The organism is Nitrospirae bacterium YQR-1, assembly GCA_039908095.1.
Classification (GTDB): domain Bacteria; phylum Nitrospirota; class Thermodesulfovibrionia; order Thermodesulfovibrionales; family Magnetobacteriaceae; genus Magnetomonas.
The window spans coordinates 1-15,346 of the sequence record JAMOBJ010000014.1 but is presented as its reverse complement, the minus strand read 5'-3'; the positions used below and the strand labels follow the sequence as shown (position 1 = coordinate 15,346).

The following is a 15,346-nucleotide window of genomic DNA, read 5'->3' as shown; positions in this document are numbered from 1 at the left end:
GCTTCTGACTGCAATTCGGTATTAATTTAATACTATGATTCATTTCAGATCCTTTTCCATTTTGATAATAAAGTCCTCAAGGTGTTTATATATTTTCTCCATTTCGGATATTTGTTCTGTGCCTGCCCTAGCATATCTTGCAATATCACAGGCATTAAATATCTCTCGTAATGTCTGCGTCTCAATCCCTTTTTGTTCTAACAGTGTGAAGATTTTATCGCCTGCTGTTTCACCTGGGGGCAGATGGAGTTTACCGCCTAAGTACTCATAAACGGTCTTGTGCACAGCGTTGTAAAATCCCTCTGGATTAGTGGCCCTGAGATAGTTTCCTGCAAGCTTTATCCCTTCTCTTGCACGCTTAGGAGCCCGTAGTGCTTTGGCATATCCGGGATTGTTACGTAGTGCTCTGCTCCTCTTGGCGTGTATAAGTGCCCCTGTGTATATTAACAGTGGCAGAATCAAGGCTAGTAAAAATACTGGATTTTGGTAAAGCTGTCGCTGTGTATCCTTTATTTTAATAAGTTTGCCGGGGTGCTCTTTTATAAACACCACATCTTTTACCAATACCTCTTTCTCGGCAGAAGGTTTGCCGGTTGTGGAGGGCTCCACAATTCTTGCCGCAGCAGAGGCAGCCGCAGCCGTTACTTTTATCGGAAACGGCCCTTTCCTTATTGTTTTGTAAGACTTCTGCTCAGGGTCAAAAAACGAAAAAACTATTTCCGGTATCTCAGTTACAGTATTAGTTAGTGGGATAACAGCCTCCTCAAAACTCTTTGAATCCTTATCCTGTTTTGTCTGAGGTTCGTAATATCTGAGGTTGGCGTTTTCAGAGAGTTCCGGCTTTGTGATGGTGTTAAAATTACCATGTCCGGTAAAGGCCATTTTTAGAGTAACCGGGTCTCCGGTTTTTACATTTTCCGGTGTGACGGAGGTATTTAGTTCAAACTTTCCGATTGCTCCCTTAAATCCATTCGGCTTTCCCTCCTGCGGCAGCGGCAGCACTTTGAGAGCCACGGCCTCGGATTTCAGCTTAACGGGTTCAGCCCTGACCGTACCCATGACATTGTTGAAAAAGTCATCGTCAAATATTCCGCCGGGAAACATCCTACGGGTTTCCTTTATCATGATACTGCACTCTAAAGTGGCAGGCCCCAGTTTTAATGAATCAGCGGCAGTGGCGGCAAAGGCAGTAGCCGTAAACTCCAAAGTTTCATAGGTTATTCCACTTATGGTCTCCCTGCTTTGAGCCGGTTTATTGAAACCACTCACTGATAACCCACTTTCAGCTACTAGTGGAAAGTTAACATCCCCTACTGAAATATCCCTAACATGGAGCTTAACCTTAACCGTGAAGATTTCATTAATATAGACAGTAGTTTTTGACGGTTTAAGGGTTATAAATACTCTGTCTTTTATATCTCCGGCGTCTTTTGATTTTTGTGGAGTGTGGCCTGGTGGTGGTTGTGCAGAACCTACCTGAGCATCTGTCACGTTGAGGGTTATGGCATTGGATGTGTAAGTCTTACCATCGTGTTGCACTGAAAACGGGCCTATTTTAAATTCACCTTTTTTCATCGGCACCAATGAATAATTGTACGAAACCGAGCTTGTCATTACACCGTTTACCATTGACATCCTTGTTGAGGAGCCGATATAGTTAATCGAGAAATCATCTATCGGCGGGATTTTCGGCTGAGGCAGACTCCTGTCGCCGTTAAATGTCAGGATTAACTGAGTACCCTCGCCTTGTGCTAATGTGGTTTTACCTGCGGATAACTCGAAATTCACATCGGCTGCCGATACCACAGCGGCCACTGTCAACACCATCAATAACAACAGTACTGTCAGTTTTTTCATTTCTATATATTATACACAAAATTGAGGAATTTGAAAATATTTATCCTGACACCTCATTAAAATCTTATGTTACACTTCTATAGTAAAGATATATTTGTTCAATCAGACAAAACCAAAACTTAAAGCCGGAGCAAGTTTATAAATAAAATGAAGGCCAACCTGCAGTCATAAGTAAACACAGGCGGCTGGGAGAAAGCTTTAGTACATCCCAGAGCTTTTGACAAAGCCAACGAAGTTAGACAATTGAATGCAGCTTGGTATCAGACACAAGGTGCAAGTGTAAAATCAGTGTTCCTTTGAAGTAACCTGTTTCCGGTTAAACATTGCCCCCGCACATATATCATTTAACCACAGAGACGCTAACCCCGTCTGCAACCATGTCTCCAACCTCAGAGGTAGAGTGTCCCATGTGTCCCGCGGCAAGGCTCTTAAGACGCTTACCGGTAACCTCCATAACAACCTGCTCTATGGCTTTACCAGCTTCAGTCTCTCCCAGATAGTCCAGCAGCAGGCCGCCGGCACAAATAGCGGCAAGCGGATTTATGATGTTTGCTCCGGTGTATTTAGGGGCTGAACCACCAATAGGCTCAAACATCGAGGTACCACCGGGGTTTATATTGCCCCCTGCGGCGATTCCCATCCCGCCTTGAATCATAGCTCCAAGGTCTGTGATTATATCTCCAAACATGTTGTCTGTTACAATAACGTCAAACCACTCAGGGTTTTTAACAAACCACATCGTTATGGCATCAACATGTGCATAGTCCGCCTTGATGCCTGGGTATTGCTCTGCAACCTCATAAAATACCCTCTCCCAAAGGTCAAAGGCATAGGTAAGCACGTTAGTCTTACCGCAAAGGGTTAGTTTATTTCCTGCATTTCTTTTTTTGCAGTACTCAAAGGCATACCTAATGCAACGCTCAACGCCTTTTCTTGTGTTTATGGATTCCTGTACAGCTACCTCATCCGGAGTACCTTTCTTGAAAAATCCGCCGGCTCCGGCATAAAGCCCCTCCGTATTCTCTCTTATAACGACAAAGTCAATATCTGCAGGGGTTTTATCCTTAAGCGGACACTCAACGCCGGGAAAGAGCTTTACCGGCCTCAGATTTATATACATATCGAGTTCAAAGCGAAGGCGGAGCAATATTCCCTTCTCCAATATGCCTGGTTTAACGTCAGGGTGCCCTATCGCACCTAAAAGGATGGTCTTATGCCTGCGTAACTCATCCACCGCACTATCCGGCAGAACCTCACCGGTTCTCAAGTACCTAGTACCGCCGAAATCATATTCCGTAAAATTCACTCCGAAGCCGAAACGCGCAGCAGCAGCCTTCAGCACCTTTACGCTTTCCCGTATAACCTCCGGTCCGGTTCCATCCCCTGCTATTACCCCTATATCATAACTTTTTGCCATTTATTTAGAACCTCCATTCTTTTATTTAAAACCTTATCTTTAATAGCTGTCCTATAAAAAGTAAAAAACACGCTGTTATATTAACATTACCCTGTGAATAAATTAAAGAAAACTTTGAGGAATACCTTGTTATGACACACTTATACCAAGTTACATTCAATCGTCTAACTTCGTTGGCTTTGTCAAAAGCTCCGGGGTGTACTCTCCCCTAAAATTTGATATTACATGTGAGGATTATTAATAAACCCGAAATCGCTTTGTTTTATCAGTGTCGCTGCACATAATCATAACGGACCTCAGACATTGTGGCTGCCTGGGCTTATGTTATTAGTTATTGGCGCCACAAACCAACTAACAACACACATAATATTATAACAAATTAAGGGGGAAGCAGCAATAGCTTTTTTAACAATAGACCTAAACAACATCAAAGAATTTGAGGACGTCTATTAAGATAACTGTCAGGGCAACCGATTTAAAGGAATTTAACGTCAGGCTATTTCCTGAAGGCCGGCAGACGTCGCTCCTCAAGGCCATAGGCCATGGTGGCGGAGGAACTTCTGTAGCCCATTGTGCCATGTCTGAGCTCGTTACGATACTCATAAATCTTAACATTGAGGGAATTTACAAACATGTGCAATTGATATGTAAAACGGTTGTGGCCGATTTTGTTGATTAACTTGTGGATGTCCTCAAGGTGGTCGATAAGTTCACGTTTGAAAGGGTTAATGATGTTTTCCCTTATAATGAGATCGGTAATGGTGACGCCGAGGTAATCGTTTATGTAATCTATGTCTTTTTTTAACCTGTAAAACGGGATATAGTGGAGAAACCTCGAATATTCAGGCCTCGGCAAGCCTACCTCCTCAATATCATGCTCTATTTTCTCGATAGCCATTAGACAAAACATTTTGTATTCTCTCCTTTGCACTACCTAAATGTATTTTAACATAAAGTTGTAATTATAATGTAAAATATATTTTTAATTAACAAAATAATTCAGAAGGTATTTTAAAGAGATTTAATACCAAGTTACAGTCAGAAGTAAATACAGGCGGCAAGGAGAAAGTGACGCAGGCGTACTCTCCCCTTATCCCTACTTCATCACTTGAGAGAGCTAACATACTGATATAAAAGGAAATAGCTAAAAAACAGGGCACTACATTTTATTTATCTTAAAAAAGTATCATGGAGAAAGTGACTTTGGAACAGCATTGCCTTAAGTCTAAATTACGTTTCAATCCACGCTTCCGTGTGGGGAGCGACAGGCGAGAGCGTTAAAGTGGAGAGATATAAACCTCGTTTCAATCCACGCTCCCGCGTGGGGAGCGACGTAATATCTCCAGTTATCTCAGCGGCAATTTCAGTTTCAATCCACGCTCCCGCGTGGGGAGCGACTAGGCATTTCACAAGGTTCTCTTTCAGATATCGAGTTTCAATCCACGCTCCCGCGTGGGGAGCGACTTAAAAACAAAAGCCATAAGCAGTAAAACAATTAGTTTCAATCCACGCTCCCGCGTGGGGAGCGACCAGACAAAAAATAGGGGAGGTAAGGTTGTGTCTAGTTTCAATCCACGCTCCCGCGTGGGGAGCGACCCGGCATTATTGACTTTAGCGTTAATACCGTAAAGTTTCAATCCACGCTCCCGCGTGGGGAGCGACGTCTAAATCAAGCACACATCCTGTGAGTAAATCAGTTTCAATCCACGCTCCCGCGTGGGGAGCGACCTATTGCCAACGCAATAGCGGCAAAAGAAGCAATAGTTTCAATCCACGCTCCCGCGTGGGGAGCGACCCAAAAATAATTGACACTTCCTGGTTTTTTGGAGTTTCAATCCACGCTCCCGCGTGGGGAGCGACCAGACCTTGAAACCGCTGGGTTGATCTCAAAAAAGTTTCAATCCACGCTCCCGCGTGGGGAGCGACTAATGCTTATGGTTTATCAATTGATGAGCTCAAGTTTCAATCCACGCTCCCGCGTGGGGAGCGACACAGGGTGTAAGACCGAGTGAGGCAAGAGCGTTAGTTTCAATCCACGCTCCCGCGTGGGGAGCGACAAAACACGTTTTGGAGCAAATCTGTTCTAAGACGTTTCAATCCACGCTCCCGCGTGGGGAGCGACGAGCAGATGGCAAAAGATTTGACAACGTTAATGCGTTTCAATCCACGCTCCCGCGTGGGGAGCGACCGGATAATAAATGTATTGCACCTTGGATGACATGTTTCAATCCACGCTCCCGCGTGGGGAGCGACCGCACAGGCGGACATGATGAAGACACAAACTACGTTTCAATCCACGCTCCCGCGTGGGGAGCGACACATACAAACCGTGTGAATGACACTATCTATAGTTTCAATCCACGCTCCCGCGTGGGGAGCGACCGCTGCTCAGTGGATATTGCAATTTACAGTTTAATGTTTCAATCCACGCTCCCGCGTGGGGAGCGACTCTTATGAAGTTTTCAGGTCCTTCCAGCTCAGGAAGTTTCAATCCACGCTCCCGCGTGGGGAGCGACCTGAAAGAGCTTGTCTTTGATAATCTCACATGTGAGTTTCAATCCACGCTCCCGCGTGGGGAGCGACTCTTGTCAAAAACAATGCAACTCTCACAATAAAGGTTTCAATCCACGCTCCCGCGTGGGGAGCGACGCATATTTTTTCTGAGGGTCTTTCATTGTAAAATGTTTCAATCCACGCTCCCGCGTGGGGAGCGACGTATGTATGATCTTATAAGCACCGGTGTGAGTATGTTTCAATCCACGCTCCCGCGTGGGGAGCGACAGGTTGTCGCCGATCTTTACAAAAAAATCAGCAGGTTTCAATCCACGCTCCCGCGTGGGGAGCGACCCCTAAGTTGATTTTTGTTTTATCCAGCATCTTTGGTTTCAATCCACGCTCCCGCGTGGGGAGCGACGCACTACAAAACCGGCAATCGCTCATCAGAGCTTGTTTCAATCCACGCTCCCGCGTGGGGAGCGACGGGATCGGTTTCAGTGAAAAATGTGTCCAATAAAGTTTCAATCCACGCTCCCGCGTGGGGAGCGACAAACGCCCAGGCCGACATGATGAGGACTCAAGCGTTTCAATCCACGCTCCCGCGTGGGGAGCGACAAGCAGTGATAAAGTTGCTTTGCCTCATCGATGCTGTTTCAATCCACGCTCCCGCGTGGGGAGCGACCATAAATGCCGCATACGGTCAGGTCTATAATATGTTTCAATCCACGCTCCCGCGTGGGGAGCGACAGGACGGGTTGATAGATATAAACATAGAAAAGACGTTTCAATCCACGCTCCCGCGTGGGGAGCGACTCTGGGGGGACGGTGTTTTTAATGCCTGACATAGTTTCAATCCACGCTCCCGCGTGGGGAGCGACCGACAACAAGCTCAGAGGGGATAGTCGTTTACGGCGTTTCAATCCACGCTCCCGCGTGGGGAGCGACCCGATGCCGTGGAAAGCATATCCTTTTGCTTTAAGGTTTCAATCCACGCTCCCGCGTGGGGAGCGACTAATTACAGTTATTATATTAATTGCGTCAGAAGCGTTTCAATCCACGCTCCCGCGTGGGGAGCGACGCCTTCCTGATTACATCATCTCCACTGTTGACTCCGTTTCAATCCACGCTCCCGCGTGGGGAGCGACTAAAAGCAGAAGTCTTTTATCGTTATGAGTTTTGGTTTCAATCCACGCTCCCGCGTGGGGAGCGACCTCCGGCGGCGCTACTATTTTTGGCATCACGTCGTTTCAATCCACGCTCCCGCGTGGGGAGCGACTTTAAGATTGCCAAACCCTCGATAAGTTATGCAGTTTCAATCCACGCTCCCGCGTGGGGAGCGACAGCGGAAATGGCCTTTTCCTCTGTCATTCCCGTGTTTCAATCCACGCTCCCGCGTGGGGAGCGACCTTGCGCAGTCGCTCCCAGTTGATCACACAATAGTTTCAATCCACGCTCCCGCGTGGGGAGCGACGGTCACATATGTAACTTGCTGATAATTATAGCTTATTTGATCACTATCCGCCAACCTCATTTTTAAATTAAAAAGTAACATAGTTTTCAAAGAGCAATATTCATAACTAACTGTTTTTAAATACTTTTTTAGGTCTGCGAACCTCCCGGGGGAAATTATGTCCGCTTAGGGTTCGCACTTCCTAAAATACCAACGGACCATCCTGATCCAGTCCACCTTTTGCTCCTATATGCTCCACGCGGTGCTTCCAGTTTGAACCAAGAAAATAGAATCGAAGACTGTCATGCTCTTTATCTATCTCCTCTATCAATCGCTGTCGCAATACCGCCCACTGCGCAGGATCCAGCAAACACTCAAATACTGAATACTGCACTCTCTGGCCATAGTCCTGACAAGCTCTCGCCACACGCCTTAATCTCTGCTTACCGTTGCCGTCTATCGCCACATCATAACTTATCAGTACCAACAATGTGTTTCACTCCTCCCCTGTCATTACTACTACACATGATTTACAAGGTTCCATCCAGAAGTAAACACAGGCGGCAATGAGAAAGCAGCACCTTCCCTTGCAGAGGATTCCCATTTAGGGGAGAGTATGCCCCCGGAGCTTTCCACGATGCCAACGATGTTAGGCGATTGAACGCTGCTTGGTATCACTGCCATATAAACGGTGGATAACCTTCCAGATCATTACGTGTAAACCGCGCAAACAACATCGCCTGAATGTGAAATAATATCCCAACCGATACCTTCTCATTAAGAAACGGATGCGTTATCTCATCCTGTTTTCTCTTTTGATATGCCACTAAAACTACCTTGCGTGTTTCATCATCCATTGTGACAGCCCCAGTTTCAAGTTTTTTAAACCCTGAGGGCTTGACCTGATTTAAGTTTATTAGACTAAGCACCAGCCTGTCTGCAAGATATGGCCGAAACTCTTCTAACATATCAAGCGCAAGCCCCGCTCGCTCCGGGCGATCCCTGTGTAGATACCCCACTGCAGGATCAAGCCCAACCGTCTCACACGCACCTCGTATGTCATGAAGCACCAATGTATATAAAAACGACAGCAGGCAGTTGACCCTGTCCATCGGTGGACGCCTGCTTCTTACCTTAAAAAAGAATTCTTCCCTTTGGCTTATTATCAGATTGTCAAAAACACTAAAATAATGATGTGCCGCATCTCCCTCTATTCCCCTTAACTGCTCAAGTGAAGCGGCACTCTGAACCTTTCTAAGCGATATACCCAGACGTTCCGCAGCTTTTAACATATCATCATTATCAAGGCGTTCAGCATGGTCCCTCAACATGCGCCTTAACACAGTGCGGCTATTGGAAATTTTTCCTATTAATACAGACCTTGCTACTTTTGCCGATTCATCCGCACTGTCCGCAAGCCGGTACTGCTGCCGGCGCAATAACACATTGCCTGAGACCGGTCCCTGCACTTTTGCTAAAAAACGTCCGTACTCCGTCAGAAAACTCATCGAAACATTTCGTTGTGCACAAAAACCCATAAGTGGCGGACTTACCATCACTTGCCCAAAACAAACAATGCTGCAGAGCGTATGCACAGGCACCTTCCCAAGCGTATCATCCCCGACTTTCACCACCACGGTCTCGCCCTCTTTTGTTAGATACGCTCCCTGTGTTGTTACGTATAGTGTGTTTAGCAGCCTTTTCATAGTTGGTTCACCGCTTTATTCCGCATCCTGACTCAGGCATTTTTTAATATAGGTTTCCACCGATAAATTCCCTTTTGTTATTTTCTCCGGCAGGCAAATATCTGAAAGCGAACAGTTTTTGCATTTAGCACCATAGAGCGGCGGAGGCGTCTTCCCGGACTCTACCAGTTCGTGAAGCCGCATAGCGGCCTGTTCGGTTTCGTGTCTCAGTCCGGCATCAAATGTCACATCAAATCGTCTTCTGGTTTTGCCATAAAACAGCGCTCCGTGTTTTATTTCAGTGCCGAGCATTTCCTCAAGACAAATAGCCTGAGCGCACAACTGCACTTTATCGCAGTTGTCACGTTTGGGGCTGCCGCGCTTATACTCTACCGGAAAAGGCTGCCACGTAACCTTCTTTTTAGCTGAATCGCCCCGGATTTTATGGAATTCCACAACATCGGCCTTACCGGAGAGCCCCAATATTAACGACCTAAGCGGCACGCCTGTAGCAATTTTAATATCGCCCCTGTTTTCGCTTTTACCTGAGTCAACATGCTCGTGCATAATACGGCCCTCCGCAGTGTAGAGGTTCTCATCCCATACCTGCTCTATGTGTATGAGCGCACACTGCCTCTCACAAAAAACCAGATGCTGCAACGCCGAAAGCTGTATCAGCTCATCCTCAGTAAACATTCACTTCCGGCCATTCTTTAATCGTAATACCAGTTGGGAGGCTTTCTTTGTTAACAACAATATCATAATCTGCTTTTTTTCGAGGCAGTTCAGTATTTTTCGTTACTGTCACCCGCTCAAACAACTTGCTTGAAAGCTCATTACCTAAATGGTAATCATGCTTGAATATAACCAGTTTTACAGTGCTCATCTCCCCACGGGCAGCAGCCCGGTCATTTTCAAAAGCATTGATTAACGATTTCCATAGTAGTGTGAGGTCAACTTCTGTAAACTTTGTTTTCTGTGCATCATTAGCTGAAATAAAACCATTCATCCTGTAAAGACCATACGGTACAGTCGCTTTCCTGCCAAAAGTAGAAGCAAATTCACGGTCCTTTTTTAACTGTTCATTTTTTTCTTTTTCAGTAGTAACACAGCACCTTGTTATTGAATGTTCTGCTTGATAAATACGATCCTCCGATCTTGAAAAAGTAAATTGCACAGGGCCACGGACTGTCCCTGCTCCTCTTATTTTGCCCTTCTTTTGATTTTTAACTTTAGTTTCAATTTCATTTTCCTCGTCTGATGCTTCACCACTTTCCTTTTCTCCAGTACTTAAAACAGCGCCAAAAGTTCTGATATCCCAATAATCAGCACACAAACTCATACGTTTTTCAGATGCGTTATCACCTTTTGCTTTTCCAATAATTACATTCAAATAGCTATCTTCACTGTTAATATCTCGCTGTCTGATAAAAATATTATTGGGAGATTGCAGATTATGTACAAGTTGAACATAATTCCTTACTTTCCTTTTAATACAAACATCCGTAACCAATCCATGTTGGTCCTCAGCATCAGCCCTAGGTAAGTTAACCTGATCTGGGTCACCATTAGGGTTGCCGTTTATTACATCAAAGAAAAATATAAAATCGTAACGATTCTTGATTGTTTCATTGTTCATGTTATCTCTCCTTTTTGTTTTCTTTAGAACAGTTAAATTGTAACTGCCTCTGATGATAGTATCCTATGGCAAACTGTCCCTGTTCAATTAACGAAAAAGTGGCCGGAAAACAATTAATATCTACATCCTTGCACAATAGTTGAAGTTCACAGTCCATATTAACAGCTAGACCAGGCTTGTCATTTTTCAATTTTGTAAAATGCTTTGAATTTAGGTTGAATAATCGCCCGAATGCAGATGATGGCGATGTCATGGCAAATGTAAAAAATTTCTCTCTAATTCCTGCGTTTTTTTCACCTAATGCAAAATATTGAATACTTTCCAGCTTTGCAAAAATCTGTCCACAGACATATGCCGCCGGTCTATTACCCTCTACAATTTTCTCAGTTATCACAAAATTTCCTCCTTCATTTTGCCGATTTAAGATTAATTTGATTAAAGCCGCCCGTTCTGCAGTAACACCATCAATATGTTTTTGTACTTTACTTTCATTTTGAGGTTTGCCATTAATACGAGCACGTTGAAGAACTTTTGTCAATATCCACAATGGTGGCTTGACGTTCTTTAATGCAGCGTTCCATAAGTTTGCAGCCACTCTTGACAACGACTTATCTTCTTTATCATAAGTGCCATCAGTGTTTTTTCTTTGACAGCATCTTGCCAGATCATAAAGACCGGCATAATTTATCTGCGTATTTTTTAAGTCATTATCGTATTCAACAATAGCGATATCTTGAAACCATTTTGCAATTGATTCTTTAAAATCGACTAGGCTTGTTTCAATCCAGTCTCGTACCACTACACGCGCTGCTGAGCCGGAAAGTGTACAGGAATAGAAACGGTCGTGTTCAAGATAACGACTATCACTTTCTTTTGCAGATGTCACTGAATCAATAAATTTTGCAACTTCCTCTGATTTTGGCCTCTCAAGGAAGTCGGCTACATCCAACTTTTTGTTTTCTCGTGTCCAAAAAACCATTACAGTGTCCATTCTAAAACTTGCACTTCTTGTAAGTGGCCATCTATTCGTATAACGTATATCATCTTTATTTTTTTTATTTTTAAATATAGTCCCTTCTGATAATAGCCAATTTAGCCCTTCAACATATGTTTTTGAGCAATTAGTGCAAATCATGCTATTTTCATTACCGACCATTCCATATGACTCAAATGGATTGTTATCCCCGTTATACGAAACTAATTTGCGTCCCCCGGCAGGTTCTTTAGAACCTGGAATACCTTTAATTGGAAAATGGGTGAAATCACCAACTGGATATTGCCATCCACCGCAAATTGAGCATTTCCTCTTAATTTTTGATATGAAATCTTTTTGTTTAAGTGTATAGACATCAACTATTCTTTGATAAACGACATCATGCTCATGGACATATTTATCCGTGTTTGATACTAACAATGCAATATTACCACCTCGATCCTTTTTCAGAATATTCTTCATAAAATAATCCTGAGTAACAGTATCTATACCACTTTGTTTGTTGGAATCATAAAACTTAAAAAGAGGTTTTATCTCATCCAAATCAACAAATTCATTTAAACGGTCCTTAAATAGCTCCAGTTTTTCAGACGTATCTTTTTTTAAAATATCATGAGCTTTTTGCTCGCCCATTTTTTTGGCCTTCTTTTTAAAGTCATTGCCATCATAATCATAAACGCCAAGGACATAACCACAATTATCTATTAATAGCCTTGCTCCTTTCCCACTTGTTCTTTGCACTGCCTCCGCTATCGTTTTTTTCTTCTCAATACTTCTCAAAGAAACAAAACTGCCATCATGCTTAATTGTTAAAACAAGGGAAATATCTACTTCCTGAAGTGCATCGTTTACCCAGTTGTTTTCAGTTTTCTGACTTCTGAGACTTTTCCCAAATTCGCTAAATTCTTTAATCATAAACCAGCCTCCCTTTCCTCTTGCAGGTTAAACTCATAAATCTGGGCAGATGCTTCACTGTCCATAGGCGGTTGGACATGGCTTGATTCCATCATCTTATCATTTTCCGGTACCTCACAATTCAAAATACCATTGCGTATCGCAACATCATAAAAAAACAAAGGAGCAGGTTTTCCTTTCGTGTCATAAAAGATGTCAAACAGCATACTCCCTATCGGAACAGTTTCCGTTATCGGTTGCTCAGTTCCATCCGGTTCCATAAATTCAGCGGTAAATTCACGAACACCAAGATATGGCCTACGCCAGCATTGCCCTTTTTTAAGTCTTCTGTTAAATATTCCATCATTTTTAGAATCAATACCTTTTCTCCCTACGTATTTTTCAGGTTTGTTTTTCTCTGATACTTGACTCTGATAAATTGATGCCTCAATTATATAGGCCACATCCCTGAGCACTACACTGTTTCGTTGCACTCGATTCTCCTCAATAATAATTGGATGTTTACTTTGTTTTGAATTAATCTCATTACGCTTAATCGTTGCAAACCGAATTGGTTTCAACACAATTATTCGCCTGATGTACCATTGAAACTCCGGCTTCCATAAAATGGAATCAAGAATACCCCTTGCTGCCGATGGCGTCATACACGGATATGTCATACGTTCAACTTTTAGATCTGGACGTGTAAACAAAGCAAAATCGCCTTTTACTTTTACTCTTACCTCACGTTTATCGAGCATTTTCACCTCCCGGTTATACAATGAGTTTGTCAGCCTCTATTGGTGCTACAGAAATACCTGTTTCACTGTCGTAGTTGCCGTACCATACCTTAAACCCTTGTGGCATTACTTTAAACATAGATTTATTCCGGCTCAGAAATTGATTATAAACTGCAACTGTAAACGTCTGCATTTCCCGGTAATCATCTCTTGATAAAAATTTCTTATGATCGAGTGAATGCAGTAACTGCTTGCTTTCATCGCTGTAATGATAGATAAACAAACCCTCTGTAACGTCATTAATTATTCGATAAGCACCACTTACAGTTTCAAAATCAAACCTTTTGCGCGCTTCATTGATTTTATGTTTATCAGGATCAACATAAAGCTCTACTACCTCTGCATAATACTTATTGAATACATCGTAACAGTGTAATCGGTTAATATTTTGTTTAATTAGCTCCTCTGCATGACCTGCGCATGCTGCATATGTTTTGTCAGGCATACCGCTGTCTTGTAATTTAAACAAGAACACTTTTCCACCCATCTCACCCAAAGTGCCTTCACGATTGCATCGGCCTGCGGCTTGGATAACAGACTCAAGCGGTGCCATAGCTCGAAATACAACTGGAAAATCAAAATCAACACCGGCTTCAATAAGTTGCGTTGACACCACCAATATTTTTCTCCCGTGTTCTGGGTCAATGTCTTTTCTAATATTTCCAATGACGGCTTTCCGGTGCTTCGGACACATTGCCGTTGATAAATGATACTTCTTTTCCCAATCAAGAAGGTTATTAGTGCATTGATAAAACTCTAAAGCAGCCTTTTTTGTATTAAATATAATAAGTGCAGCAGTTCCTGTCTGAGTTACAGCCTCAAGCAGCCTGTCGTAGTCAATCGGTTTTAAATCATTTACCAATAGATACTCAACTCGTTTTGATTTTTCGTAAAGTATTTCGGGATTGTCAATTAAGGGACAAATCGAAGTTATGCCATCAAACCTTTGTCTTTTAAGAAAAGCAGGCTGAGTTGCCGTGCAAAAAAGAAATGATGTTTTCATAACAACGTGGACATCCTCAAGCATCCTCAGTGTTGGCAATATTACTTCTTTTGGAAGTGACTGAACCTCATCAAATATAACCACAGACTCGGCTATGCTATGAATCTTGCGACATTGAGAAGGTCTGTTGCTAAATAGCGACTCAAAGAATTGAACGGTGGTAGTTACAATGATTGGATAGTCCCAATTCTCACAGGCTAATTTTTTTCGCTCAAGCTCTAAAGAATAATATTCTGCTTTATCTTTGGCAGATAGTGTGTTCTCGTTATAACTGCTATGGTGCTCTAAAATCCACTGCTCGCCGAAAATATTTTTTAAAACATGTGCCGTCTGATCTATAATATTTACATAAGGAAGGACTATTATTATACGCTTCAAACTATTCTTTTTTGCATGTCTTAACGCCCACTCTATTGATGTCAATGTTTTACCCATGCCGGTTGGCAGTGCTAACGAATAAAATCCGCAAGACATTTTAGCTTTCTGAATTACGAGATTTCGGGCGCTATTGCGCAATTGGTTAATTTCACTATCTTTGCCTTTTTTAGCGAATTCAGATTCAAGATTAAATATCATCTCCTCTATTGGTAAGGAGGTCTTCAGACGCATATTAAACGTATCCTTGTCAAAATGTTTTTCTGTAGAGAGCCAATCACTATCGGTAAGAGCGCTAAACAGGTACCTGATAAAAAGTTCCTGATTTGATGAGCCGCTCTTAAAATCGAAAGAATTTGTCATTTTGATATCTGCCTCATTAATGCCTATGTCATTGAGAAAAATTTGTTTAATATTGTCAAAATTAAAAACATCATGATGTTTGAATGGATCAGTGTCGCTCTTCCATGTCGAGTTATCAGGCAATCCTTTATGATGCCCGTCAATTGCTACAGACGCTTCAGTAAATCCAAGAAGCCTTGAATAACCAGCCCCCCATGACGCATGTGCAACGCTGCCACGCTTTCCACCATTGCTCAGATAATTCTGAAATTCCGGCTGGTATTTACCGAGGTCATGAAGTAAACCCGTTATCTTAAAACGGAAGTTCCGAGTGTCAAAACGTCTAAGGGTTTGAAAACAGAGGAGAAAAGGCATATTCGGTAAAAATATGTAG

At 43.0% G+C, this 15,346-nt stretch carries 11 protein-coding genes and 1 CRISPR repeat array; all 11 genes read right to left on the bottom strand.

Features of this window, described 5'->3' with window-relative positions; all coding sequences use genetic code 11:
- Positions 1-39: 39 nt before the first annotated feature.
- Positions 40-1,857, bottom strand: coding sequence for a BatD family protein (locus H7844_08400; GenBank protein MEO5357303.1), 1,818 nt, complete (start codon positions 1,855-1,857; stop codon positions 40-42).
- 340 nt (positions 1,858-2,197) lie between these two features.
- Positions 2,198-3,274, bottom strand: a complete 1,077-nt coding sequence (locus tag H7844_08395; protein ID MEO5357302.1) for a 3-isopropylmalate dehydrogenase — start codon at positions 3,272-3,274, stop codon at positions 2,198-2,200.
- Positions 3,275-3,770: 496 nt separating this feature from the next.
- Positions 3,771-4,184 carry a hypothetical protein gene (locus H7844_08390; GenBank protein ID MEO5357301.1) on the bottom strand — a complete coding sequence of 138 codons (414 nt, stop codon included), beginning with the start codon at positions 4,182-4,184 and terminating at the stop codon, positions 3,771-3,773.
- 324 nt (positions 4,185-4,508) lie between these two features.
- Positions 4,509-7,241: a CRISPR direct-repeat array (repeat unit 32 nt; unit sequence GTTTCAATCCACGCTCCCGCGTGGGGAGCGAC).
- Positions 7,242-7,422: 181 nt separating this feature from the next.
- Positions 7,423-7,710, bottom strand: a complete 288-nt coding sequence (cas2, locus tag H7844_08385; GenBank protein MEO5357300.1) for a CRISPR-associated endonuclease Cas2 — start codon at positions 7,708-7,710, stop codon at positions 7,423-7,425.
- Between the two features lie 29 nt (positions 7,711-7,739).
- Positions 7,740-7,904 (bottom strand): hypothetical protein, encoded by a 165-nt coding sequence (locus tag H7844_08380; protein MEO5357299.1) that lies wholly within the window; start codon positions 7,902-7,904, stop codon positions 7,740-7,742.
- Entirely contained in the window at positions 7,895-8,926 is a 1,032-nt protein-coding gene (cas1c, locus tag H7844_08375; protein ID MEO5357298.1) for a type I-C CRISPR-associated endonuclease Cas1c, read from the bottom strand. The genes H7844_08380 and cas1c overlap by 10 nt, the downstream gene beginning before the upstream one ends.
- Positions 8,927-8,941: 15 nt before the next feature.
- On the bottom strand, positions 8,942-9,601 hold the full coding sequence (gene cas4, locus H7844_08370) for a CRISPR-associated protein Cas4 (protein MEO5357297.1): 660 nt from the start codon (positions 9,599-9,601) through the stop codon (positions 8,942-8,944).
- Positions 9,591-10,544 (bottom strand): type I-C CRISPR-associated protein Cas7/Csd2, encoded by a 954-nt coding sequence (cas7c, locus tag H7844_08365; protein MEO5357296.1) that lies wholly within the window; start codon positions 10,542-10,544, stop codon positions 9,591-9,593. The genes cas4 and cas7c overlap by 11 nt, the downstream gene beginning before the upstream one ends.
- A gap of 1 nt (position 10,545) precedes the next feature.
- Positions 10,546-12,453 (bottom strand): type I-C CRISPR-associated protein Cas8c/Csd1, encoded by a 1,908-nt coding sequence (gene cas8c / locus H7844_08360; protein MEO5357295.1) that lies wholly within the window; start codon positions 12,451-12,453, stop codon positions 10,546-10,548.
- Positions 12,450-13,193, bottom strand: a complete 744-nt coding sequence (gene cas5c / locus H7844_08355; GenBank protein ID MEO5357294.1) for a type I-C CRISPR-associated protein Cas5c — start codon at positions 13,191-13,193, stop codon at positions 12,450-12,452. Before cas5c ends, cas8c begins: the two co-directional genes overlap by 4 nt.
- 13 nt (positions 13,194-13,206) lie before the next feature.
- On the bottom strand, positions 13,207-15,346 hold a 2,140-nt coding region (cas3, locus tag H7844_08350), incomplete at its 5' end, for a CRISPR-associated helicase Cas3' (GenBank protein ID MEO5357293.1).

Excerpts from the sequence above, each read along its gene's own strand:
- H7844_08380 (MEO5357299.1), bottom strand. The coding sequence starts at position 7,904 with ATGGCAGTGATACCAAGCAGCGTTCAATCGCCTAACATCGTTGGCATC.
- H7844_08400 (MEO5357303.1), bottom strand. The coding sequence starts at position 1,857 with ATGAAAAAACTGACAGTACTGTTGTTATTGATGGTGTTGACAGTGGCC.
- cas7c (MEO5357296.1), bottom strand. The coding sequence starts at position 10,544 with ATGAACAATGAAACAATCAAGAATCGTTACGATTTTATATTTTTCTTT.
- H7844_08390 (MEO5357301.1), bottom strand. The coding sequence starts at position 4,184 with ATGTTTTGTCTAATGGCTATCGAGAAAATAGAGCATGATATTGAGGAG.
- cas4 (MEO5357297.1), bottom strand. The coding sequence starts at position 9,601 with ATGTTTACTGAGGATGAGCTGATACAGCTTTCGGCGTTGCAGCATCTG.
- cas5c (MEO5357294.1), bottom strand. The coding sequence starts at position 13,193 with ATGCTCGATAAACGTGAGGTAAGAGTAAAAGTAAAAGGCGATTTTGCT.
- H7844_08395 (MEO5357302.1), bottom strand. The coding sequence starts at position 3,274 with ATGGCAAAAAGTTATGATATAGGGGTAATAGCAGGGGATGGAACCGGA.
- cas1c (MEO5357298.1), bottom strand. The coding sequence starts at position 8,926 with ATGAAAAGGCTGCTAAACACACTATACGTAACAACACAGGGAGCGTAT.
- cas8c (MEO5357295.1), bottom strand. The coding sequence starts at position 12,453 with ATGATTAAAGAATTTAGCGAATTTGGGAAAAGTCTCAGAAGTCAGAAA.